This window comes from Fructilactobacillus sp. X2R5C2, assembly GCF_059901375.1.
Window position 1 is genome coordinate 81,802 of record NZ_JBWXUX010000001.1, and the last position, 22,663, is coordinate 104,464.

General features: G+C 40.4%; 20 protein-coding genes, 7 tRNA genes and 2 riboswitches. Of the genes, 5 read left to right on the plus strand and 22 right to left on the minus strand.

What is annotated here, in order from left to right:
• Nucleotides 1-2: 2 nt before the first annotated feature.
• From AC6UD2_RS00445 to AC6UD2_RS00505, 13 genes are all read right to left on the minus strand, one after another.
• Nucleotides 3-76 (minus strand) — tRNA-Arg (locus tag AC6UD2_RS00445).
• Between the two features lie 110 nt (nucleotides 77-186).
• Nucleotides 187-2,391 carry a polyphosphate kinase 1 gene (gene ppk1 / locus AC6UD2_RS00450; RefSeq protein WP_500697656.1) on the minus strand — a complete coding sequence of 735 codons (2,205 nt, stop codon included), beginning with the start codon at nucleotides 2,389-2,391 and terminating at the stop codon, nucleotides 187-189.
• A gap of 1 nt (nucleotide 2,392) precedes the next feature.
• Nucleotides 2,393-3,787: a DUF2252 domain-containing protein gene (locus AC6UD2_RS00455; protein WP_039144157.1), complete on the minus strand. Its 1,395-nt coding sequence runs from the start codon at nucleotides 3,785-3,787 to the stop codon at nucleotides 2,393-2,395.
• A gap of 229 nt (nucleotides 3,788-4,016) precedes the next feature.
• Nucleotides 4,017-4,102, minus strand: a tRNA-Leu gene (locus AC6UD2_RS00460).
• Nucleotides 4,103-4,118: 16 nt separating this feature from the next.
• Nucleotides 4,119-4,190: transfer RNA gene (locus tag AC6UD2_RS00465), tRNA-Gly, on the minus strand.
• A 3-nt stretch (nucleotides 4,191-4,193) separates the two neighbouring features.
• Nucleotides 4,194-4,267: transfer RNA gene (locus tag AC6UD2_RS00470), tRNA-Thr, on the minus strand.
• A 10-nt stretch (nucleotides 4,268-4,277) separates the two neighbouring features.
• Nucleotides 4,278-4,359, minus strand: a tRNA-Leu gene (locus AC6UD2_RS00475).
• Nucleotides 4,360-4,380: 21 nt separating this feature from the next.
• A tRNA-Lys gene (locus tag AC6UD2_RS00480) sits at nucleotides 4,381-4,453 on the minus strand.
• A 3-nt stretch (nucleotides 4,454-4,456) separates the two neighbouring features.
• Nucleotides 4,457-4,529 (minus strand) — tRNA-Val (locus AC6UD2_RS00485).
• Between the two features lie 175 nt (nucleotides 4,530-4,704).
• Nucleotides 4,705-5,994 carry a serine--tRNA ligase gene (gene serS / locus AC6UD2_RS00490; protein WP_500697657.1) on the minus strand — a complete coding sequence of 430 codons (1,290 nt, stop codon included), beginning with the start codon at nucleotides 5,992-5,994 and terminating at the stop codon, nucleotides 4,705-4,707.
• Nucleotides 5,995-6,246: 252 nt separating this feature from the next.
• Entirely contained in the window at nucleotides 6,247-6,885 is a 639-nt protein-coding gene (locus tag AC6UD2_RS00495; RefSeq protein ID WP_500697658.1) for a deoxynucleoside kinase, read from the minus strand.
• A 69-nt stretch (nucleotides 6,886-6,954) separates the two neighbouring features.
• On the minus strand, nucleotides 6,955-8,436 hold the full coding sequence (locus AC6UD2_RS00500) for an amino acid permease (protein WP_500697659.1): 1,482 nt from the start codon (nucleotides 8,434-8,436) through the stop codon (nucleotides 6,955-6,957).
• A 104-nt stretch (nucleotides 8,437-8,540) separates the two neighbouring features.
• Nucleotides 8,541-8,711, minus strand: a riboswitch (Lysine riboswitch).
• A 64-nt stretch (nucleotides 8,712-8,775) separates the two neighbouring features.
• Nucleotides 8,776-9,441: a phosphatase PAP2 family protein gene (locus tag AC6UD2_RS00505; protein WP_500697660.1), complete on the minus strand. Its 666-nt coding sequence runs from the start codon at nucleotides 9,439-9,441 to the stop codon at nucleotides 8,776-8,778.
• Between the two features lie 137 nt (nucleotides 9,442-9,578).
• On the opposite strand from AC6UD2_RS00505, the gene AC6UD2_RS00510 reads away from it, so the two are divergent.
• Complete coding sequence (locus tag AC6UD2_RS00510; RefSeq protein WP_056936303.1) at nucleotides 9,579-10,430, plus strand: sulfite exporter TauE/SafE family protein; 852 nt, start codon at nucleotides 9,579-9,581, stop codon at nucleotides 10,428-10,430.
• Entirely contained in the window at nucleotides 10,427-10,828 is a 402-nt protein-coding gene (locus AC6UD2_RS00515) for a DUF1634 domain-containing protein (protein WP_500697661.1), read from the plus strand. Before AC6UD2_RS00510 ends, AC6UD2_RS00515 begins: the two co-directional genes overlap by 4 nt.
• A gap of 47 nt (nucleotides 10,829-10,875) precedes the next feature.
• On the opposite strand, the gene AC6UD2_RS00520 is transcribed toward AC6UD2_RS00515, so the two are convergent.
• Genes AC6UD2_RS00520 through lysA form a run of 7 tightly spaced genes read right to left on the minus strand, consistent with a single transcriptional unit; the run spans nucleotide 10,876 to nucleotide 18,035 of the window.
• The gene (locus AC6UD2_RS00520) at nucleotides 10,876-12,048 is read right to left on the minus strand and encodes an aminotransferase class I/II-fold pyridoxal phosphate-dependent enzyme (RefSeq protein ID WP_500697662.1); all 1,173 of its coding nucleotides are present in this window, start codon (nucleotides 12,046-12,048) and stop codon (nucleotides 10,876-10,878) included.
• 33 nt (nucleotides 12,049-12,081) lie between these two features.
• Nucleotides 12,082-13,137 carry an aspartate-semialdehyde dehydrogenase gene (locus AC6UD2_RS00525; RefSeq protein ID WP_500697663.1) on the minus strand — a complete coding sequence of 352 codons (1,056 nt, stop codon included), beginning with the start codon at nucleotides 13,135-13,137 and terminating at the stop codon, nucleotides 12,082-12,084.
• Nucleotides 13,138-13,148: 11 nt separating this feature from the next.
• Nucleotides 13,149-13,928 (minus strand): 4-hydroxy-tetrahydrodipicolinate reductase, encoded by a 780-nt coding sequence (dapB, locus tag AC6UD2_RS00530; RefSeq protein WP_500697664.1) that lies wholly within the window; start codon nucleotides 13,926-13,928, stop codon nucleotides 13,149-13,151.
• A complete protein-coding gene (gene dapA / locus AC6UD2_RS00535) occupies nucleotides 13,921-14,817 on the minus strand; it encodes a 4-hydroxy-tetrahydrodipicolinate synthase (RefSeq protein WP_500697665.1) in 897 nt (298 codons plus the stop codon). Before dapA ends, dapB begins: the two co-directional genes overlap by 8 nt.
• A 14-nt stretch (nucleotides 14,818-14,831) precedes the next feature.
• Nucleotides 14,832-16,013, minus strand: a complete 1,182-nt coding sequence (locus tag AC6UD2_RS00540; RefSeq protein ID WP_500697666.1) for an N-acetyldiaminopimelate deacetylase — start codon at nucleotides 16,011-16,013, stop codon at nucleotides 14,832-14,834.
• Nucleotides 16,013-16,720 carry a 2,3,4,5-tetrahydropyridine-2,6-dicarboxylate N-acetyltransferase gene (dapD, locus tag AC6UD2_RS00545; protein ID WP_010022676.1) on the minus strand — a complete coding sequence of 236 codons (708 nt, stop codon included), beginning with the start codon at nucleotides 16,718-16,720 and terminating at the stop codon, nucleotides 16,013-16,015. The genes AC6UD2_RS00540 and dapD overlap by 1 nt, the downstream gene beginning before the upstream one ends.
• A 1-nt stretch (nucleotide 16,721) precedes the next feature.
• On the minus strand, nucleotides 16,722-18,035 hold the full coding sequence (gene lysA, locus AC6UD2_RS00550) for a diaminopimelate decarboxylase (protein WP_500697667.1): 1,314 nt from the start codon (nucleotides 18,033-18,035) through the stop codon (nucleotides 16,722-16,724).
• A gap of 96 nt (nucleotides 18,036-18,131) precedes the next feature.
• A riboswitch (Lysine riboswitch) is annotated at nucleotides 18,132-18,306 on the minus strand.
• Nucleotides 18,307-18,453: 147 nt separating this feature from the next.
• Between lysA and AC6UD2_RS00555 the strand changes: the two genes are divergently transcribed.
• Together AC6UD2_RS00555 and dapF are read left to right on the plus strand one after the other, a co-directional pair.
• On the plus strand, nucleotides 18,454-19,824 hold the full coding sequence (locus AC6UD2_RS00555; RefSeq protein WP_500697668.1) for an aspartate kinase: 1,371 nt from the start codon (nucleotides 18,454-18,456) through the stop codon (nucleotides 19,822-19,824).
• A gap of 11 nt (nucleotides 19,825-19,835) precedes the next feature.
• Nucleotides 19,836-20,813, plus strand: a complete 978-nt coding sequence (dapF, locus tag AC6UD2_RS00560; protein ID WP_500697669.1) for a diaminopimelate epimerase — start codon at nucleotides 19,836-19,838, stop codon at nucleotides 20,811-20,813.
• Nucleotides 20,814-20,862: 49 nt separating this feature from the next.
• On the opposite strand, the gene AC6UD2_RS00565 is transcribed toward dapF, so the two are convergent.
• Entirely contained in the window at nucleotides 20,863-21,321 is a 459-nt protein-coding gene (locus tag AC6UD2_RS00565; protein ID WP_052236601.1) for a threonine/serine exporter family protein, read from the minus strand.
• A 5-nt stretch (nucleotides 21,322-21,326) separates the two neighbouring features.
• Nucleotides 21,327-22,112 carry a threonine/serine exporter family protein gene (locus AC6UD2_RS00570; protein WP_010022670.1) on the minus strand — a complete coding sequence of 262 codons (786 nt, stop codon included), beginning with the start codon at nucleotides 22,110-22,112 and terminating at the stop codon, nucleotides 21,327-21,329.
• Nucleotides 22,113-22,264: 152 nt separating this feature from the next.
• On the opposite strand from AC6UD2_RS00570, the gene AC6UD2_RS00575 reads away from it, so the two are divergent.
• Entirely contained in the window at nucleotides 22,265-22,615 is a 351-nt protein-coding gene (locus tag AC6UD2_RS00575) for a hypothetical protein (RefSeq protein WP_010022669.1), read from the plus strand.
• Nucleotides 22,616-22,663 lie beyond the last annotated feature (48 nt).

A 22,663-nucleotide genomic window follows, 5' to 3' on the forward strand; every position in this document is an offset into this window, starting at 1 on the left:
AATGCACCTAGTAGGAGTCGAACCTACAACCTTCTGATTCGTAGTCAGACACTCTATCCAATTGCGCTATAGGTGCATAAAATATTTAGAAGTTCACTAATTACCAGCGAACAAATAATATTATACCAGAGACTAGCACTTTTGGTAAAGAAAAATAAAAAAATAACTAGAAATATCTAGTTATTTTTACCACCACAATAAAATCGCCACAACTACGATGATTGTAACCACTAAAATTGAGATGTAGGTCCAATCATTTTTGAGATTCGAGCCATTCTTTACGTTAATGCGAATGTCATGACGCTTAGAAATGTGTTTTTTATTATTCAACTTTGGATCATCAATAATCCTAAGAAAGGTTTGTTGGGCTGATTTGCCCTTAGGATGCTTAAACTTAAAGTACTGTCCGTCCGGTTTAAGAAAGCTGCCGTCCACATCATCCTGCGCATAAATATCAATGATATTGAGTAACTGCTTTTTCAGTTTAGGATCAAGAATCGGAGCCGCTAACTCAACCCGATTATCCATGTTCCTAGTCATTAAATCAGCCGACGAAATCCATAACTTAGAATCATCATTAGTGAAGAAACCGTAGATCCGACTGTGTTCCAAAAACTCACCAACAATACTTGAAACCACAATTTTTTCTTTCTTACCACAAATTCCTAACTTGAGACAACAAGCACCTCTAACTACCAATCGGAACGGTACCCCAACGCGAGCAGCATCATAGATAGCTGAAATAACTTCCACATCGGTTAAAGAATTAATTTTTAGAAAGACAGCACCCTTCCCAGTTTTTAGGTAACTTTCTTTCACTTCTTGAATTCCATCAATTACCTGATCCTGAATTTGGTGAGGAGATGCTGATAAAACTTGATAACTTGGTTGAGCGGCATCCGGAGCCTGTAAGTAATCAAAGAACTTGGATAAATCTCTGACATAATCATCTTTACTGGTAAAGAAGCTCAAATCAACAAATCCCTTGGCAGTTTGCATGTTATAGTTCCCAGTTCCAACCTGAATGTAACCTTGAGGATGCTCACCCACTTTAGTTAAGACTAAGCAAGTCTTACTGTGAACCTTCATGTCCTGCTTTCCAAAAATGACATGAACCCCAGCGTTTTTTAGCTTTTCAGTGACCTTTAAATTATTTTTCTCGTCAAACCGAGCTCTCAGTTCAACCACTACGGTGGTCTTAATCCCTTTTTGAGCAGCTTTAGCTAATAAATCGACCACTTCAGAATGCTTTGAAACCCGATATAGCGTTTGCTTAATGGCAACGGTCTTGGGACTCTCAACGGCTTCCTTTAAGAACTGTAAAAACTGACTAAAGGAATCATAAGGATACTGAATCAACAGATCCTTTTGATCTAGGTAAGCAAGCATTGATTCTGAATCAGACCAGGTCCGTGGATTGAATTTAGCATAACAATATTCGGGATAATCTGGGGAATACTTACTAACAATCTCAAAAAGATAAGTTAGATCAACGGGTCCAGGAATTTTAAAAATGGCATCTTCACCAAGATTGAATTTGGAAATAAAATCACGCAAAAAGTCATCATCGGTATTACCATCAAATTCTTCAACTTCAAATCTAGTTACTTTTCCCTTTTCACGATCAACAAGGTACTGACGCATTCTAGAAATGGTCTCAAAATTATTATCTTCTTTTTCAACGTCTAAAGTAGCATCAAGATCACGGGTGACGCGAAAGACAACCGTACCTGTGATTTCTTTTCCATTAAATAACCGCTTTAAGTTGTGATTAATCAGGTCCTCTAACAAAATATAAGTATCAATCCCATTGGATTTTACTGGAACCAATCGATCAAATTTAAGTGGTACTGGAATAATCCGAATGACTTTTTTGTCGTCACCCTCAACTAATACTCCAATTGCAATTTGTTTATTGGAGAGAAATTTCAGAGTGTAATTCTTATCAAATTCCTTGAATGCCAGCTCTGGCTGAATGTTTTTAATAAAATATTGATTAGCTTTGTTTTTTTGTTTGTCGTCCAAATCTTCATATGATTCGATCGAACAAATATCCTTCTCTTTCAATTCACGATTAAGTTTATCGTAATCATGATATTGAATCTGGAAGTTTTCATTATTGCGGGTATGAATCTGATTTAGAATCTGACTGTAGTGAAGGCCGGACTTTTTTTCGACCCCATTATCACTTAATTCCATCTGACCCTGAATACTTGGTACCCGAACACTATAAAATTCATCTAAATTGTTGGACCCAATTGCTAAAAATTTTAGTTTCTCCAGGAATGGTGTGACCGTCTCAGTAGCTAAATTAATCACTCTTCGATTAAATAATGTCCAGCTCAAATCCCGGTTATAGCATGAGTCAACGTATTCTTCATTTCTTTTCATGTTATTTCAAATCCTTAATAAATGTGTGATAATCCATCTCCACTTGTTTCATATACTCATTTGCAAATTCAATAAATGACTTTTTGACCTTATCACTATTTTTTAAATAACCAATGATCATTGGAAAGGTTGGAGACTGACTGTGTGCCCGTGCCAACAAGATGACACAAACCAGCACGTAATCTTTAAATGCATCTAAATCTAACTTGTTAAGGTTTACTGAACCCTTCATGTCCTTAAACTGACGTACGTAATAACTCTTGTTTTGGGTATTAAACCAACCTAAAAACGGATCCGACGCCGTTTGAAGGATCAATTGACAGTCCACAATGTTCTCACCCAACGAATCGTTCTTGTTCATTCCAATTACGTTATTTTTATAAATTGGAAGAGCCTGCTTAATCTGTAAGACCAGATAATTATTGTTAGCATCCTCCAGTAATACCAAGAAGCATAGTGTCCCTACACTTCCAACACCAACACTATGTCTCACGATGTCCACAATTTGAAAATTGGAAAGAAAGAAACGAATATCACTTTTAGTATGATTATAGTAACGATCAAGACCATCACTAATTTTTTGATAATCTTTCTTACCAATGTGAACAGTCACCGGCTCATTATCAATAAACTGCCGTTCACCGTTTGGAAGTACCGTTGTATACTTCTCAACAGCGTAATCAGAAGTACTTCTAAGAGCTTTGTTAATGCTTTTAGCGGTGATTTTTTGAAACGATTTCTTAAAGTGTTTTTCGCCATCTTTCAGCGTACCAAAGATTTTAGAAATATTTCTAATTGAATTAGGAAGCGTAAGTTTATCCATGGCTGGAATTTCCGTCATTCTCACTAACGCACTGCGATAGGTATCGAGCACGTCTCTTAGAAACGGATTGACCTCATTTTCAATATCAAATCCTTGTTGCTTAGCAACAAGCAAGGCACTTACCATAAAACGCAGAAGGTCATCCTCAAAATGGCCAACGTGTGATTCATCAAAATCATTTAAATCAAACAAAAGTTGGTGTTCTGGTGAACCATAAAAACCAAAGTTACCTAGATGCGCATCACCTGCAATCAGCAGATTAATATCACTCATCGGAATACGCTCCAAGTCATGATTCATGAGTTCCACGCTTCCGCGATAAAATGAAAATGGATTCTTAGCCATTCGTTCACGCTTCAACCCCAGTAAACCACTTAGTAACAACGAATCTCTTTCGGTTAAGATCGGTTTAATGTCTCGCTTTTTAGCTTTGAAATTTCGCATTGCTTCCATGTTGGCATCATTACTCATTTTTTCGCCAGCATGAATTAATTGATCATCGTTCATTGAAACGTCATTAAGTAAAGCACTGACGTTGTTCAGCCCATAAGGCGATTTTTTCTCGAGTTTCATCTTGTTTCTCCTTGGATTCTAAATCTACGTCTGATCAATTATGTTGATTACGTTATTCATATTCTACACGGGACCTTAACGTTAAATCAACTTATTATGGATATCACAATATCAATTCAGTTCTATAGTAGCGCTGTTTTGGTGGCATTTCCAGTATAGAATTAATATTTTGAATAAAAAAGAGAGCTCCTAATATTAGGGCTCTCTCACTAAAATTCCAATATTTAAATGCCGGGGACCGGGATCGAACCGGTACGGTCATCACTGACCGCAGGATTTTAAGTCCTGTGCGTCTGCCAATTCCGCCACTCCGGCAGGATGATACCAAAAAAGCGGAAGACGGGATTCGAACCCGCGACCTCCACCATGGCAAGGTGGCGTTCTACCACTGAACTACTTCCGCATATGCCGACTATAGGATTCGAACCTACGACCTCTTCATTACTAGTGAAGCGCTCTAGCCAACTGAGCTAAGTCGGCAAAAAATCAATGCGGGCGAAGGGATTCGAACCCCCACGTCCTAAGACACTAGAACCTAAATCTAGCGCGTCTGCCAGTTCCGCCACGCCCGCATAATAATGTGTTACTGGCAATGAGCCGTGGCGGGTTCGAACCGCCGACCCTCTGATTAAAAGTCAGATGCTCTACCAACTGAGCTAACGGCTCAAATGGAGGATACAGGGATCGAACCTGTGACCTCCTGCTTGTAAGGCAGATGCTCTCCCAGCTGAGCTAATCCTCCATTGATAGATATCACCCACATACTGTGTGATGACAACTATTATATAATATCATTTTGCAGTTTAAGCGTCAAGAACAAATTTGGCTAACCTACAATGATGATACTGTTTCTTCACGCCAGTCAGACAACAAATATTATTATACCGAAATGTCGCATTGATTTCTACTGATTTTGGTTAAAATTTCTCATTTTTAACAATTTTTTTCATTCCATGCATGTAAGGTTGCAAAACTTCTGGTACATTCACGGTTCCGTCTTCATTTTGATAATTCTCTAAAATGGCAGCTACCGTTCTTCCAACTGCTAAGCCAGAACCATTCAGGGTATGAACATACTGAAGCTTCCCGTTCTCATCCCGATATTGAATGTGAGCCCTTCTTGCTTGAAAATCAAGGGTATTAGAGCAACTTGAAATCTCACGGTACCGATTCTGAGCTGGCATCCAAACTTCTAAGTCATGGGTCTCAGCGGCGGTAAAGCTCATGTCACTCGAAGTTAAAGTAATGACATGATACGGAATTCCGAGTTTTTGTAAGAGGGTCTCAGCTTGATGAGTAATTTCTTCCAAAGCATCCCATGATTCGTCTGGTTTAGTAAACTGCACCATCTCAACCTTATTGAATTGGTGTAAACGAATTAAGCCACGTGTATCTTTACCAGCACTCCCAGCTTCCGATCTGAAAGCGGGGGTTAAGGCCGTAAACTTCACTGGTAGTTTTGCTTCAGGAATCACTTCATCACGGTAAAAGTTAACTAATGGTACCTCAGCGGTTGGAATCATGGTTAAATCACTGTCTTTGATCTCAAAGCCGGCTTTGTTTTCTAAAAACTTAGGGAATTGTCCCGTTCCAAACATTGAATCAGAGTTCACCATGTAAGGAGGCAGCACTTCTGTATACCCAGCCTCCGTATTCTGGTCCAAATAAAAGTTATAGACGGCCCGTTCTAACTGAGCTCCAGCCCCTAAGTAATATACAAATCGGCTTCCGGATACCTTGGCACTTCTTTTGAAGTCTAAAATATCTAGATTTTCACCAATTTCCCAGTGGGGTTTAGGCGTAAAATCAAACTTACGTGGCTCACCAATTCTTCTAAGCTCCTTGGACCCTTCTTCTGTGAGGCTAACTGGAACCTCATCGGCAGGAACATTTGGTAAATGAGCTTCAATGTCATGTTGTTCAGCTTTAATTCCCTCTAATTTTTCATCAAGTTCTTTAATCTCCTTGCCAACTTCACGCATTCGTTGAATTTGATCATCAGCATTTTTCTTGTTGCGCTTTAGCTGTGAGATCTTTTCGGAGACTTCATTTCGCTCCGCCTTTAATGATTCACTTTTGACAATCAGATCACGGCGTTCCGAATCTTTTCTTAGCAAATTATCAATCACTTCGCCAGGAACATTTCGCTCTGCCAACTTTCCCTTGTACCAATCTGGGTTACTTCTGATCAACTTCATATCTAACATTTCAATTTCCTCCCTTAAAAGACACAAAAAGACCTTCGTCATGTTGGGACGAAAGTCTTTTCGCGGTACCACCCAAGTTCCAATTAAGGCACTCGATTAATTAATAACGGTAATTGCCGTGCGGGATTAACCGCCCGAAACACGTGCTGGAATTTTCAAATGACAACTCTCACCAACGTCATCTCTCTGTGATTCTACTTAATAGGCACGTCACGTTTATTTATCAAACTAATTATACAATAATCTAAGAAATTATCCTAATACTTCTTGAACTTTATCAGAAAGAGTCTTTAAAACTTTTTCTCTAGCATTTGGATCCTCAACAAAATCATACTTATCACCATTAATTTTAATCTTCGGCGACAAATCATAATTTTTATACCAAGTCGCATATCGCTGATTTAATTCACGATAATACTCATATAAACTACTATCGTTGTCAATCTGTTCATAATCCCGTCCCCGCTTTTTGATTCTTTTCAGCATGGTACTAAACGAAATATCAATATAGATTAACAAATCAGGTGTCTTTTGGTACTTACCGCCAGGACTAGGCTTCATCATATTCTTTAACAAAGAGTCGTAGATTTGAACCTCAGTCTCAGTAGCTCGTCCTAGATCAGCATTTAAATGAAATAACAGTGAATCCTCAAAAATCGAACGATCCATTACACTGTACTTATTCGTGGAAGCTTCTTTAATACTATCCAAGCGTTTGTTCAAAAAATAAATTTGGAGTAAAAAGGCGTACTTCTTCGGATCTTTATAGAACAATGGGAGAATCTTATTATCATCGACGGACTCATAATAAGCTGGGGAGTTCAACCTCTCAGCGAGTAACGTCGTTAATGTCGTCTTCCCTGCTCCAATAGTTCCAGATAATACAATCATTTATTTAATCCCCTTAGACTAGTTTTAAAGAATTTGCACTTGTAATTGTACCATTTCAAAATCATGAATTTAAGATTTACTTTCATTATTTTTAATTTCATCCGTGTAATCTTCCGATGGTGAGACATCCACTTTGTCCAACGGAATAATGTGAGTGTGATGAATGATCTTGTAACTAAAGTACAAAATAATTACAAGGGGAACACTCATATAAGTGACCGCAATTTCAAATAAGTTGAAGTGAGCGAAGGCTCCGATGTCTTGACCACAAATTACAACGATACACAAGAGTAGCGTAATAATTGGACCAACTGGGAACCAGGTCGCATGATATTTAAGCTCAGAAAGCTTATGACCCTGCTTTATAAAGGCCCTTCTAAATCGATAGTGTGATAAAGCAATTCCAAACCAAGCAATAAATCCAGTTAAGCCAGAAGCAGCCACTAACCACATGTAAATCTTGGATCCAAAAATACTAGTCATGAAGGTTAGAAGTGAAACTACCATGGTAGCTAGGAGTGCTAGCACCGGAATTCCACGTTTTGATACTTTACCGAAAATTTTAGGAGCATAACCTTCATCAGCCATCGAATAGAGCATTCTGGTAGAGGCATACATCCCTGAGTTAGCTGAAGAAATAACCGACGTTAAAATAACAGCATTCATAAGGCTTGCTGCCCCGGCTAGGCCAGCTCTTTCAAACACAATGGTGAAGGGACTGATTGTAACATCCGAAGCACTCGATCCGAGTAGGTCATGACTAGTGTACGGAATGATGGCAGCAATCACAACGATTGCTAAAATATAGAATAAAATAATTCGCCAGAAAACTTCATGAATGGCCTTGGGAACCGTCTTTTGTGGGTCCTCTGATTCACCAGCAGTAATTCCAACTAATTCGGTTCCTTGAAATGAGAACCCGGCAATGACAAAGACGCTTAAAATCCCGGGAATTCCATTTACGAAGGGAGCTTGTTTATAAGTAAAGTTACGCATCCCAATGAAGTGGCCACCCATAATTCCAAAGATGGTTAAGACCCCAACGGCAAGGAAAATAAAGATGGTAATCACTTTGATCAGTGACATCCAGAATTCCGTTTCACCAAACGCCTTTACTGATAAAATGTTAATCAATAAAATCAGTGATAACGCCGCCAGACTCCAGACCCAACTTGGAAAATGCGGAAGCCAAAATTGCATTACAATGGCCACCGTACTAACATCAACAGCTACGGTAATGGCCCAGTTAAACCAGTAATTCCAACCCATGGCGAATCCTAAAGCTGGGTCCACGTATTTGGCCGAATACGTTGCAAATGACCCAGAAACCGGCATGTTAGTGGCCATCTCTCCTAAACTGGTCATTAAAAAGTACACCATGATTCCCATACATACATAAGCCACTAAGGCTCCACCGGGTCCAGCATTGTGAATAGCTCCACCACTAGTTACAAAAAGACCGGTTCCGATACAACCACCTAGGGCAATCATAGACACGTGTCTTGACTTTAGACCCCGCTTAACTTGTCCGTTTCCTTTTTTCTCAGACATAAATTCTCCTCCTAAATAATTAAGAAGATCCCTCGTAATAAAACGATAAATAAAAAGACCCTTTTGAATGATTTCCAAAAGAGTCCGTATTCTTACTAATCGTAATCTTAGAAAGCTCTCCGTGCGATTGCACGACAGTCCTTGATTTATTGAACCAAGACCCAACTAACCATTCACCACGTGATTAGTTTCGGCAACCCTTCCTTTCATAAGCCTTCGTTGATTTAGTAAATCTCCAGCTAATTACTAATAAAAGTCGCGCCTCTTCTTAGAATTTCATATTTAATTATAGTTAAATTATAAGTGATAAATTTTTGATTATCAATCAAATTTTCAAAATTAATAAATTGTATTTCGAAAGATTCGTTTGTTACTTAAACTTCTCGCCCATTTAACGTAACCATACTCACAAATCTGAAGCCAAGTGTAAGCAATCAAAGCGGCTCCAATTGTGTCAGACGGAAAGTGAGCGTTAAGATAAACTCTTGAAATCATTACCAAGAAAAGCACGATGACCAGGATCGTTCTGACAATCCAGCGTGTTGATTGGCGATTAATCATTGGTACCACAATAATCCACAACACACTAATCACTAAGAAAGCCCCTAGCACGTGACCACTGGGATAGCTAAAACCAGTATCACCCGGCAAATGCATTGATGGTCTAGGTTTTGCCACAATGTGCTTAATAACAAACCCAACGGCGTCCCCTCCAAAGACTAGGGCCAATGAAAAGAACGCGGGAACCTTGAATTTAAACCACCACAGAATAATAGCGATTATCAGGATCCAGACGATGTCCATCTTCGGACTCGCGACAAAACTAATTATTGAAAAAATGGTCTCCTCAAATGAAGAAGGATAACCTTGAATCGTTCCAATTAACATGGAATCTAAAAAACCAACGTAGCCAAAACTCATTTTGACTCCAATCGTTAATATTAACGACAGGAGAAACGAAATGGTTAGTTTATACGGGCGACTAACGTCCCTTCCAATCATCATAAGTACAATTACCTCCAGGAATTCATATAAAAAAAGTATAACATAATATCAATCGCTCATTAGAGACAAGGACTAAATTACAGTCGTACTAATATGATATAATTACAACATGAATTTTATAGATTGGGGTCTTATGAATGATTCATAGTATTATTATCATGGTGCTCGTGGGAATCTTTGCGGGAGTACTTGGTGCCATCCTCGGTATTGGTGGTGGGATGATCATTACGCCCGTTTTAACCATTGGTTTTAACCTGGACATCAAATACGCCATTGGAGCTAGTATTATCGCGGTAATCGCAACTAGTTCGGGGGCCACCATCGCATATCTAAAAGATAACGTCTTAAATTTAAGGGTGGCCATGTTCTTAGAGATTGCCACTTCAATTGGTGCCGTGGCAGGAGCCCTATTAACGGGAGTAATTAATCCCATTTTTCTTTATATTTTATTTGGACTCCTACTGTTTTTCTCTGGACTGAACATGATTAAAAAGATCTGGGGCAAGCAGGTGCAGACTAACGCAACTAGCAATGATGCCATTGCGAAGAAGTTAAAACTAAATGGTTCATACTACGACAAGAACCTAAAGAAACAAATTGATTATAAAGTTACCAACGTTCCTGCTGGTCTCACGGTTATGTTTGGCGCCGGGATTGCCAGTGGATTACTCGGAATTGGATCAGGTGCCTTTAAGGTCATTGCCATGGATACTTTCATGAAAATGCCATTAAAACCATCTAGTTCAACCAGCAATCTAATGATGGGAGTAACCGCAGCGGCTAGTGCAACTATCTACTTTTTTAATGGTTCAATTCTGCCACAGATTGCAGTTCCACTGGCACTCGGGATTATTCTAGGTGCCACGGTGGGTTCACGAGTAATGCAAATCATGCCTTCTAAGTTGATTCGAATTATTTTTATTCCGATCTTAATTTATCTAGGAGTGCAGATGATTCTTAAAGGATTCGGGGTGAACCTCCTATCATGAGTAATCAAAACAACGTAAAAAATAGTCAGGCGGAACAAAAAGCTGAAAATATCAGAATTGAACAATTAATTGGAAAGATCATGCGAATCGGGGTTATCATCTCCGTCATCATCATGCTTTTTGGATTGGTTCTATACATTGTTACCGGAACAACTGGATTTGGAAGTCACTATTACCTCACTTCCTTCGGTCAATTACTGAAAGGAATCATTTCGTTAAAACCATATTCGATTATGATGCTAGGTGTATTCGCTTTGATCCTCACACCAGTTCTGCGAGTAGTCGTTTCCATCTACTCTTTCTATAAAGAACATGATAAAATGTACGTAATTATTACCACGATTGTTTTTATCATTTTACTGATTAGTTTCTTCCTTGGAACTTTTCTTCATCTTTAAAACACAAAAAACAGTTAGACATTAATGTCTAACTGTTTTTGTTTGGTCTAATTTAAATAATCTTCCATTCTGGTTAAGCCTGTTTCTAAGTCATCTTTAGACGCAGCGTACGAAATCCGAATGTAACCCTTACCAGCTTTACCAAAGGCTGATCCTGGAATGACACCAACCTTCGCGTTCTGGGCCAAATCCTGAGCAAACTTAACGTCATCTTGCCCATACTCAGTGGGAATTTTAACAAAGATGTAGAAAGCTCCCGTTGGAGCAATCGGCTCAAGTCCCATGCCCTTTAAACGTGCGATGGCTTCATCCCGGTTCTTCTGGTATTCGTCACGCATCGGGAAGGCATCATCCATTCCATTACTTAAAGCTTCCAGCGCTCCGTACTGAGCTGGATCTGATGGAGATGAAACCAGGTAACCATGCATCTTATTGGCTTGGGTGATAAACTCCTCTGGACCCATTGTAAAACCTAACCGATAACCGGTCATTGCGTGCGATTTGGAAACTCCATTAATAACCACGGTTTGACCTGGCAAATACTCGGCCAGTGAATGATGTTTGATTCCATAGGTCAATTCACTGTAGATCTCATCAGCAATTACAAAGATCGCATGTTGCTTCAAAACTGGCACTAGCGCTTGCAACTGTTCCGGTGTGTATTCTACCCCTGTAGGGTTGTTTGGGTAATTCAAGATTAAGGCCTTCGCGTTGGGATGCTTTGTAAGAACCGTTTCCAGTTCATCTGGGGTTAAAACAAAATCAGATTTTGCGGTGTTAATGAAAATCGGTTTTCCACCGGCGAAACGAACCAGGGACTCGTAAAGTGGATAGAACGGTGCTGGAATTAGCACTTCATCTCCAGGGTTAACCGTTGTAAAAACCGATGCAGCAATTGCTTCCGTTGCGCCCATATTAACCATAATTTCCGTATCGGGATCATAATGCAGATTGTATTTTTGGCTCATAAAATGACTAATGGCGTCACGAAGCGGCTTAATTCCCTTGTGAGGAGAATAGTGTGAATGGTTGTCCGCAATGCTTTTCATCATGGCTTTTTTTACGTGTTCAGGAGTGTTAAAACCTGGTTCACCAACTGACAACATCACTAATCCATCAATGTCAGCAATCGACTCTGAGAAAGCACGAATGGCTGATGGTTGTAACTCAGTTAGATTTTGATTAAAACGATTTTGTAAGTTTTCATTTAAAGTAGGCATATTAATTTTCCTCATCATCTGAAGATCTAACGACTAAATTAAATCTCTTTTAACTAGTTCCTCACCAATTTCAACCGTGTTTAAGGCAGCTCCCTTTAATAAGTTATCAGCAACTACCCACATGTTATAAGCATTGTCATTTTCTTGATCTGGTCGCACCCTACCAACGTATGTATCTTCTTTGCCGGCAGCGTCAATTGGTTGTGGATAAAGTTGCTTCTTTGGATCATCTTTAAGCGTCACACCCGGTTCATCGTTTAAAATGCTTTGAATCTTCTCTCGATTAGCATCCTTAGCATCATCAACGGTGAAGTAAACTGACTCTCCATGACAAATTTCAACTGGAACCCGCACACAAGTTGCAGTAACCTTAATTGCTCCAGAATTCATGTCATTTAACATGATCTTCTTGGTTTCATGAATCATCTTCCACTCTTCGTGGGTGTAACCGTCTTTTTCAAAGACATCAATTTGAGGAAGTAGGTTAAATGCAAGTGGATAATGTTCCTTCTCACCCTTAACTGGGAAGATATGAGCATCCATTTTTTTACCGTCAAGGTGTTCTTGTGCCTCATCCCTTAACTCATCGAGTCCACTTTGACCAGCTCCAGAAGCAGCCTGGTAGGTAGAAACAATGATTTGCTTTAAACCAAACTGTTTTCTGATTGGTTCTAGGGCAACCACCATTTGAATGGTAGAACAGTTGGGGTTAGCAATAATTCCATGATGATTTTCAAGTGCATCCGGGTTAACTTCCGGAACCACTAACGGGACTTCTGGATCCATCCGAAAGGCACTGGTATTATCGACCGCAACTGCACCCCGTTTAACGGCTTCTGGTAACAATTTCTTTGAAACGGCACCACCTGCTGAAGCAAGCACTAAGTCGACCCCATCAAAAGAATCGGGAGTAGCCTCTTCAACGGTCAAAACATCATCTCGATACTTTAACTTTTTTCCAGCTGAACGTTTGGAAGCTAATAACTTCAAACTCTTAACCGGGATATTCGACTCAGCTAACTTCTGCATGAGACGTGTTCCAACAGCACCTGTGGCACCTAAAATTGCTACATTATACTCTCTCATCACTAATTGCTCCTCTATAAAATATTTTCTAATCCAACCACTAAACCATTAACGTTATCGACTTTTTGAATGGCGACTTTTAACCCGTTCATAAACGAATCCCGGTCAAACGAATCCTGACGAATCGTTAAGGCTTCGCCATCACCGCCAAATAAGACTTGTTCGTGAGCAACGTATCCTGGCAGTCGCACAGCATGAATTGGTACTCCATCATACTCAGCTCCACGCGCGCCCTTCAATGTTTCTTCAGTCTTCACCTTCTTGGGTTGTTCTTTTCTTCCCGCACTAATTAACTTAGCGGTGTTGATAGCAGTCCCTGATGGCGCATCCTTTTTATCCTGATGATGCATCTCAATAATCTCAGCATCCGGAAAGTATTGGGCCGCTTCTTTAGCAAATTTCATTAACAACACCGCCGAAATGCCAAAGTTAGGAGCGATAATGCCACTCACTTCCTGAGCATCCGCAATTTTTTGTAACTCAGAAAGTTGATCGTCACTCAGACCACTAGTTCCGATCACAGGATGAATGCCATTTTCAAGGGCAAACTTGGTGTTAGGATAGGCTGCTTTAGGAACCGTAAAGTCCACCCAAACATCAATATCTTTGCCATTAATCTGGTCAAAATTATTATATACGTGAACATCATCGGGTAGATTATGACTCTTAGGACTTAAATCTTCGGCCTTGGGATCATAGACTCCAACCAATTGAAAATCATCATTTTTTTCAATCATTTTAATGGCCTTCTGACCCATTGAGCCACGAAAACCAGCTACTAATACTTTAATCATTTAAAATGTCTCCCAAAGAATTGACGTCTAGTGCTTGTGCCAACTCTTCTTTTTCATCCCGATTTAGGGTTGCAATTGGTAAACGACATCCACCAACGCTTAATCCATTAGCATTCAAAGCAGCCTTCGTTGGTGATGGTGATGGGAACATGAATAGGGCTTGCATTTTTGGCGTTAACCAACGCTGCAACTTTCCAGCTGCTTGGTAGTCGCCGTGGTCTAAATCATCGTACATGGCTCTAAGTTGATCTCCGTAGACATGGGACGCAACCGAAATCACACCGTCACCACCCAGCATCTTCGTAGCCAATGCTTGGGGATCTTCTCCACTGTAAACAAGAAAGTCATCGGGAGTGTTTGAGATAATATATTCCATATCAGGGAGAGAACCACATTGCTTAATGCCAGCAATGTTATTGTACTCCGACAATTCAACCACCGTCTCTTTATCCATGTTTACTCCCGTACGACCAGGAATATTGTAAATGATAATAGGTTTATCGGAATGATCCGCCACATACTTAAAGTGCTCTTTCATGCCACGTTGGTTAGGCTTGTTGTAATAAGGAACAACTACGAGTCCGTAATCAATTCCATCTAACTGCATGACTTTTTGATTGAATTCAGCAGTTTGCTGCGTGTTATTAGAACCAGTGCCGGCGATCACAGGATACTTGTCACCAACGATCCTGCCAAATTCGCCGTATAACTTTAATTTTTCGTCTTCCGATAACGTTGGTGTCTCACCAGTTGTCCCGCCAACCACAAATCCGTTGGTGCCCGTATCAATTAAGTGTTGAATCAACTTTTTCAGTCGTCCAATATCCACCTCCCCATCATCACTAAATGGGGTGACGATGGCCGTAAGTAAATCTGCTTTTTCTACCATAATATATAATCTCCTTACTTTGCTGCTTGCTGCATCCGGAAATTCAAAAATCCAATAATGGCTCTGCTGCCAATCTTAATTGCTGCTGGATTAGGGGTAAGCGTTGCCTCATGAAGTTGAGAATCGGGATCACCAATGCCTAACCAAAACATTGTGCCAGGAATCTTAGATAGAAGATACCCAAAGTCTTCCCCTGTCATGGCTGGCATCGTGTTAATAAAATCAACGTCCGCTTGATTCTCCATGTAATTAATAAAATTACTGGTTAACTTTGGATTATTTTCAACTGGAAGATAACCACCCTGATTCAAGTCCAATTGAACCTTGCAATCGTAACTGGTAGCAATCCCATTGGCGACCTCTTTTAGCCGTTGATCAATCAATTCAATCATCTTTTGTGTTAATCCTCGAATCGTTCCTTCAATGCGAGCATGGCCAGCGATGACATTCCGAATCGTTCCCGCCTCCATCTTTCCAAAGGTAACAACTCCACCTTCAATGGGATCAACACTCCGTGACACAATCGTTTGGACCTGATTAATAAACTGACTAGCGGCCACGATCATATCGTTGGCGTCCTGCGGATAAGCCGCATGACCACTCTTTCCCACTAGATCAACATTAACTTCAGTAGTCCCAGCGAAAAGGGTTCCCATCCGACAACCAATCGTACCAGCCGGTAACTGCGGATTGTCATGTAATCCATAAAACTCATCAGGACGCCACTTCCCGGTGAAAATGTCGTCTTCATAGGCAACCTTCCCACCATTTTCACTTTCTTCGGCCGGTTGGAAAAACATCAATAGGTTATCCTGAGGTTGATGCTGAGAGTAGTAATTTAAGATACTCAAAGCTACCGTCATGTGAATATCATGTCCACATGCATGCATCACTCCTGCATGCTTAGACGCAAAGGGTAAGTCGGTCTTTTCGCTAACGGGCAAAGCGTCAATATCAGTTCGATAACCAATTGTCCGTTTCGGCTTGGTTCCATGAACTAATACCAAGATGGCCGTTGGTAATTTTTCTGGCACTTCTGTTTCCATGTAAGAAGTCGTTAACCCGTCAATCACATGCTTTAAATATTCATGGGTTTCAAACTCATGCATGGCTAATTCAGGAATCTGATGAAGATGCCGATAAATTTTTAGTAAATCGTTATTACTCAACTTCGTTTCAGTCTTGGACACATCCATCACTTCCTTAAATCATCTTCGAGTTTTGTTTTGGACTTAGTCTGATTATCAATATCTTTGATCTTTTTAGCGGGAACTCCAGCTACCATTGTGTTGGGCTCAACATCGTGTAATACGACGGATCCGGCAGCGATGACCGCTCCTTCACCAACATGAACACCCTCGATTACCACGGCGTTTGCACCGACTAGGACGTTATCATCAATCCGAACTGGTTCGGCACTGGCGGGTTCAATTACACCCGCTAAAACGGCCCCAGCACCAATGTGACAGTGTTTACCAACAATGGCACGACCGCCAAGAATGGTTCCCATGTCAATCATAGAATCATCACCAATTTCGGCTCCAATGTTAATCAAGGCTCCCATCATGATAACCACATGTTTGCCAATTACCACTTGGTCCCGAATGATGGCACCTGGCTCAATTCGAGCATCTAGATTCTTGGTATCAAGGAGTGGCACCGCCGAATTTCGAGCATCACTTTCAATTTCATACTTACTAATTAACTTCTTGTTTTTCTTGAGAAATTTGGAGACGTTGGCCCAATCGCCAAAGATTACTCCCGTTTTATTCGTGGTAAAATTCTCAATTCCCTTAGGAAATTTAATTTTGCCTAGCTTACCCTTTAGGTAGACCTTAACGGGAGTCTTTTTATCTGACTCAGAAATAAATTTAATGATTGATTGTGCGTCTAATTGTGCCATGCTAATTCTCCTTTAATTTTGTATCTAACCGACTTAAGTCTGCGTAGCTCTCACGTTTAACCGCGATCTGAGATTTCCCATTCTCGACAAAAACCACGGCTGGTCGTGGATTGCGATTATAGTTAGAAGCCATCGAGTATCCGTAAGCACCAGTATTAAAAATAACGAATATGTCGCCAGGCTTGCTCTTAGGAATGGGCTGATTTTGAATTAAAATATCGCCTGATTCACAATACTTTCCAGCGATGCGAACATCCTCAACGGGTTTGCCATCAGCGTTGGTGGCAAGGGCACCTTCATAATCAGCTTCATACAAAGCTGGCCGAATGTTATCGCCCATTCCACCGTCTACAGCAACGTAGGACTTAATTCCAGGAACATCTTTTCTAGAGCCAATGGTGTACAAGCTATAACCAGCGGTACCAACGATCGAGCGTCCTGGTTCAATCCAAATTGCGGGTGTCGGCAAATCATATGATTTCGTCTTCTGTTTAATCTCATCTACGATTGCTGATACAAATTCCTCTGGTGCAACCGGATGTTCTTCGTCAGTGTACTGAATTCCAAATCCCCCACCAACATTAACAACCTTAGCAGTGTAACCAAAGTCATCGTGCCAGTGTTTCATCACATCCACTAATTTATCGGCAGCTCCCACAAAACCCTTCGTCGAAAAGATCTGAGAGCCAATATGGGCATGAACACCCTTCATGTTCATTCGCTTTTCCTTTAAGACCCGTTGAAGTGCTTCATCGGCTTGACCTGAACCAAGGTCAAACCCAAATTTACTGTCGACTTGACCCGTCTGGATATACTCATGGGTGTGAGCTGAGATCCCTGGAGTAATTCGTAACATCACATCAATATTGGCATTTTGTTCCTCTAAAACGTCGTGTAATAAGTCGATCTCATGGAAATTATCCAACATGATCGTCCCTACCCCGTTTTTCACGGCCATCTCTAATTCATCCTTTGACTTATTATTGCCGTGAAAACTCACGCGATTCATCGGAAAATCAGCTTGAAGAGCCGTAAACAACTCGCCACCAGAAACAACGTCGATCCCAGCCCCTTCTTGCTTCACAATCTGATACATTCCGATCGTGGCAAAGGCTTTACTAGCATAATTCACCGAGTAATCGACGTGGCGTTCTTCAAACACTTGTTTAAATTTTCTGATCTGACTTCTGATCTGAGTAACGTCATAAACTTCTAAAGGTGTTCCGTATTCCTTTGCCAAATCACTGGCTTTAATACCGCCAATGTACAAATCATGATCCCTAATATCCTGCTTATCAATAACCGACTTCATCATCGCACCTCTTAAATAATTTATAAAAAAAGATCTCTTTGCTCAGGAGTTGAACAAAAAGATCTAAAAATAATTCGTTTGACATTATTTGATCAAATATTCTTGAATAGCTCCCCGCAGAATATCTGCGACAGTCCGCAACTTATTAAATCACGTCCCAGCAACCATGTCCCTACTCTGGCATAGTGCTTCGGCAAGCAACCCTTTCACTAAGTTCAGTAACGAGTAACATCTCCGTTAGCTAATCTTGTTGTCTGCAACCTCTATTTGAATTTGTTAAGAATATACCCCATTTCCACCAATTCGTCAATTGATATAACTTAATTAATAATTATTTCACATATATTTTGTTAATGCGATTGATAAATCTAAAAATAATGCTACAATTCAACTTAATTAAATTCTTAAGGATGAGTAATTCATGAAAGTAACTAAGTTTGGTGGTAGTTCGCTAGCCAACGGACCCCAATTTCAAAAGGTAATCAACATTATTAAATCAGATCCCGATCGCAGAGCCATCGTGGTTTCCGCCCCTGGAACCCGCTTCAAGGGTGACATTAAGGTGACAGACCTATTGATTGAGTACGCCAACCAGGTCATTAATCACGAAGATTTCTCCGATACCCTCAATCAGATTATTGATCGATACCAAGAAATTGGCCGTTCATTTCACGTTAATGAGCAACAGATTAATCAAATTGTTACGCAATTAAATGATTTACCCAACCAATCGTTCCCGGATACTGCACACTTGATGAGTACTTTTAAGGCTCAAGGTGAGTTCCTGAATGCTCAGATGTTAACCATGATTTTAAATCAGCTTGAAATTCCCGCCAAATTCATGGATCCCAAGCAGATCGGTTTCAAAGTCACTGGTAACGTTGAAGACGCTCAAATTAACCCGGCCACTTATGAAAACATCCGCAAGTTTCGTGACATAAAAGAAAAAATGGTTTTTCCTGGCTTTTTCGGTATCAATGATGACAACCAAATCGCCACCTTTTCGCGAGGTGGATCTGACATTACTGGTTCAATCGTTGCCAGAGGACTTCAAGCTGACTTGTACGAAAATTTTACCGACGTAAACGCGATTTATTCGGTTGATCCACGGGTGGTTAAGAATCCGAAAGCCATTGACGTAATGACCTATCGGGAAATGCGAGAACTTTCATATGCTGGCTTCTCGGTCTTTCATGATGAGGCCATCATTCCAGCCATTCAGGTTGGCATCCCGATCAACGTCAAAAACACGTCGGCCCCTGACCTTCCAGGAACGATGATCGTTCCCGAAAATAAATTTCAACCTACGCGAGTAATTACTGGCGTGGCGAGTGCCAAGCACTTCTCAGCCCTTTACATTCATCGTTACTTACTTAATAAGCAGGTTGGATTTACCCTTACCATCCTAAAGATTCTGTATAAGTACGGTGTTTCATACGAACACATGCCTTCCGGGATCGATGATTTGACCATCATTTTTGATAAGTCACAACTAAATGATCACATCGTAAAAGAAATTACCAAGGAAATTAAAGCCGCCCTTCATCCCGATCAACTTCGCTGGATTAACGACTATGCCATCATCATGATTGTTGGGGAAGGCATGCAATCTGACAATCACACCATCGAAAAAATCATTCGTCCACTAACGGATAACGGAATCTCCATTCACATGATTAATGAAGGGGCCTCTAAGATTTCAGTGATGCTTGGAACCGATATTAAGGATTCAGACAAAGCGGTTAAATTAATATATCGCAACTTTTTCGATAATAACCGACTAATTTACTAGGAGAAAAAATAATGGCTAATTTACTTAAAGTCCACGGATCAGAGAACCAATTCTTTATCCTGGATCAAACCACCCTACACCAAAAGTTAAATGATAATGAATTAAAACAACTAGCACAAACCATCGCTGACCCTGAAAATAACGTCTTAAATGGTGCAGACGGACTTCTGGTGGTCGATTCATCCAGCCATCCAGGTGCTCTTGGTAAAATGCGAGTCTTTAACGCCGATGGCAGTGAGGCTTCCATGTGTGGTAACGGACTCCGAACGGTATCCCGATATCTCGCTCAAAAGTTCAACCAAACGCATTTTAAAGTAGAAACCAACGATGCCGATCTTGACGTTCAAAGGGAAGCTGACATTGCTGAGGGCGTTCCAGCATTTAGTGTTCAAATCTCCCCCATTTCATTCGATGGTAAAAGTCTCCCGTTAGAAAATCTCAAAACCCCGCTAATTGATCAGCCAGTTGACGATTTTATTTCTGGATTAGAGTATTCGGCTGTTGCCGTTCCTAATCCCCATCTCATTAGCTTCATGGGGATGGATCAAGTGAAGTCTGACGATCTTGTCCATCTCGGAACCATGTTAAACAAAAAAAATCCATACTTTACCGACGGCGTCAACGTGAGTTTTGCAAACGTTATGGATGAAAATGAGTTATTCGTGCGGACCTTTGAACGTGGTGTCGGTCTGACCAATGCATGTGGAACTGGAATGACTGCCACTAGCCTCATCTATGAAATCCTTACCCATGATGGCGACTTTGATGAGTTAGTTAACGTCTACAATCCTGGTGGGATGGTAAGAACTCACATCAAGCGGACAGGAGATCAGTATGAACTTCACCTAATTGGAAATGCCACCTTCACTAACAAGTTAACCATTAGTGAAGATGATCTTCACAATTCCAACCTTAACCAGATTCAAATTTCTGATACTGGTGAGGAACGTGATTACAAGAATTTTGTTAAACAACTTCAAACTAACTAAAAATATCCTCATTGACAAAAAATCAATGAGGATATTTTTTAGTTTAGGGTTAGGAAACAAAACTTTTTAAAAGATGCGTAACGTGAAAGAAAAGTTGAATGGCCAACTCAGCAAGTAAAAAGCCGATTGCCAAAGCACCAGCAATCATCGCCACCTGCATCAAGTAAACAAAGGCCAGGTGCGTGTTTCCAGTCGCAATATACTTCATCACCTCATAAGCCTGCCCTCCCGGAACCAACGGTACCAAGGCGGGAATATTAAAAACGATGATCGGCATTTTCTTGTATCTTGCGGCCAACATTCCAAGGATCCCAATCGTGAAAGCTCCAAAGACATTTCCACCAACGTAACCACCAAAGATCGAATTGTAGGTTAGATAAACTAGGTAACTGGCCACCCCAACAAGACCACCCAAATTAAGTGCGCGTGGTGGAACGTTGATTAATATCGCAAAACAAAGGGTTGCTACGTAGACCCCGATAACTTTAACTAAGAATTCGATATCCAACCCTCCTATCCAAACCATTTCAAGGCCAATGCTACACCAAAACCAAGCGCACAAGCACCCATAATGGCTTCCATGGCACGAGCTGGCCCACTAACAAGGTTCCCTGACATAAGATCTCGAACCGCATTAGTAATCTGAACTCCAGGAACTAGGGGCATTACACCTCCGATGATCATATTATCAACCCCACTGCCAAGTCCTAATTTACGCGCTAACATGGCCAACATTCCAATCGAAATGGCAGCCGTAAACTCATTAATAAACTCCACCTTCACAATGCGGTTCAGGTAATCAAAGATAATCCATCCCAGCATCCCAATCACACAGGTAATAAAAAACACGGAATAATCTCCCCGAAAGACCACCTCAATTGACCCCGATAGAATTGCTGCGGATAATATTTTCATCCAGTACGGAAAATACGTATCCAGGTCACTTACGTGTTGTAACTCCTGATAAAATTGCTCTAGGGTGGTTTTATGCTCAGCAAAGCGTCTGGATAGGTCATTTACGGCCGTGATTTTACGAAGATCAAAGGCTCGTTTATCAATCTCAGTAATTTGTGTTTCTGAATTATCGTTAACGGAGATCATGATCCCCGTAATTGTAATGTAAGTCTTCAAGTTTGGCATGCCCGCGTTTCTAGCAATTCGTTTAATGGTATCGTTGACACGGGTCATTTCAGAACCATTCTCAATCATGATTTTACCGGCTAACATACAGGTTTTAATGACCAAATCACTATAGTTACGAAAGCGAGAATCCGGATCCAACTGATTTTTCCCAAACATTCGACTCACCCCTTTTCTTTAATATTTCTAGCATATCAAAATATTCCCCAAAAATCTCAAAGAGTTACCACAGCAAAAAATTATTTTACGAATGGTAGCGAGACAGATATAATTAAATTAGATTTGTAATGGTATCGCATAGGAGGAAAAATATGAGTGACAATGTAAAGTTTAATGATTTAAGTGAACAAGCTCAACAAAAGGTTGTTAACGATTTTGTTCCCTTTTATATCCAATTATTCAGAAACAACAACTTGGAAGTTATGAGTACATTTGACGGCGAATCTGGCGTCATTGCCGACCTTAACCGTGAAATTGTAACCGTAAGTAATAATAGTCCACGTGATATTGTGGCTGACGTCATCAAGTTCGACTATGATGACTTCGCTAGTCTATTAAGTAAGTTAAGTCAGACTTACTTCGAAAACGGTAATCCTACCGTCGATTGGTCAGAATGGTACGTTAACGCAACTAATAAGTTAGATCCTGACAATACTTTATAGTTCACTCTAATTCATTAAAAAAGCTTCTATCCTACATGGATAGAAGCT

Bases quoted from the DNA above. Each gene is read 5' to 3' on its own strand.
- serS (WP_500697657.1), bottom strand. From the start codon at position 5,994: ATGTTAGATATGAAGTTGATCAGAAGTAACCCAGATTGGTACAAGGGA.
- AC6UD2_RS00455 (WP_039144157.1), bottom strand. From the start codon at position 3,787: ATGAAACTCGAGAAAAAATCGCCTTATGGGCTGAACAACGTCAGTGCT.
- dapA (WP_500697665.1), bottom strand. From the start codon at position 14,817: ATGGTAGAAAAAGCAGATTTACTTACGGCCATCGTCACCCCATTTAGT.
- AC6UD2_RS00520 (WP_500697662.1), bottom strand. From the start codon at position 12,048: ATGCCTACTTTAAATGAAAACTTACAAAATCGTTTTAATCAAAATCTA.
- lysA (WP_500697667.1), bottom strand. From the start codon at position 18,035: ATGATGAAGTCGGTTATTGATAAGCAGGATATTAGGGATCATGATTTG.
- AC6UD2_RS00500 (WP_500697659.1), bottom strand. From the start codon at position 8,436: ATGTCTGAGAAAAAAGGAAACGGACAAGTTAAGCGGGGTCTAAAGTCA.
- dapD (WP_010022676.1), bottom strand. From the start codon at position 16,720: ATGGCACAATTAGACGCACAATCAATCATTAAATTTATTTCTGAGTCA.
- AC6UD2_RS00555 (WP_500697668.1), top strand. From the start codon at position 18,454: ATGAAAGTAACTAAGTTTGGTGGTAGTTCGCTAGCCAACGGACCCCAA.
- AC6UD2_RS00540 (WP_500697666.1), bottom strand. From the start codon at position 16,013: ATGGATGTGTCCAAGACTGAAACGAAGTTGAGTAATAACGATTTACTA.
- AC6UD2_RS00570 (WP_010022670.1), bottom strand. From the start codon at position 22,112: ATGTTTGGGAAAAATCAGTTGGATCCGGATTCTCGCTTTCGTAACTAT.
- AC6UD2_RS00495 (WP_500697658.1), bottom strand. From the start codon at position 6,885: ATGATTGTATTATCTGGAACTATTGGAGCAGGGAAGACGACATTAACG.
- AC6UD2_RS00505 (WP_500697660.1), bottom strand. From the start codon at position 9,441: ATGATGATTGGAAGGGACGTTAGTCGCCCGTATAAACTAACCATTTCG.
- dapB (WP_500697664.1), bottom strand. From the start codon at position 13,928: ATGATTAAAGTATTAGTAGCTGGTTTTCGTGGCTCAATGGGTCAGAAG.
- AC6UD2_RS00515 (WP_500697661.1), top strand. From the start codon at position 10,427: ATGAGTAATCAAAACAACGTAAAAAATAGTCAGGCGGAACAAAAAGCT.
- AC6UD2_RS00510 (WP_056936303.1), top strand. From the start codon at position 9,579: ATGATTCATAGTATTATTATCATGGTGCTCGTGGGAATCTTTGCGGGA.
- ppk1 (WP_500697656.1), bottom strand. From the start codon at position 2,391: ATGAAAAGAAATGAAGAATACGTTGACTCATGCTATAACCGGGATTTG.
- AC6UD2_RS00575 (WP_010022669.1), top strand. From the start codon at position 22,265: ATGAGTGACAATGTAAAGTTTAATGATTTAAGTGAACAAGCTCAACAA.
- dapF (WP_500697669.1), top strand. From the start codon at position 19,836: ATGGCTAATTTACTTAAAGTCCACGGATCAGAGAACCAATTCTTTATC.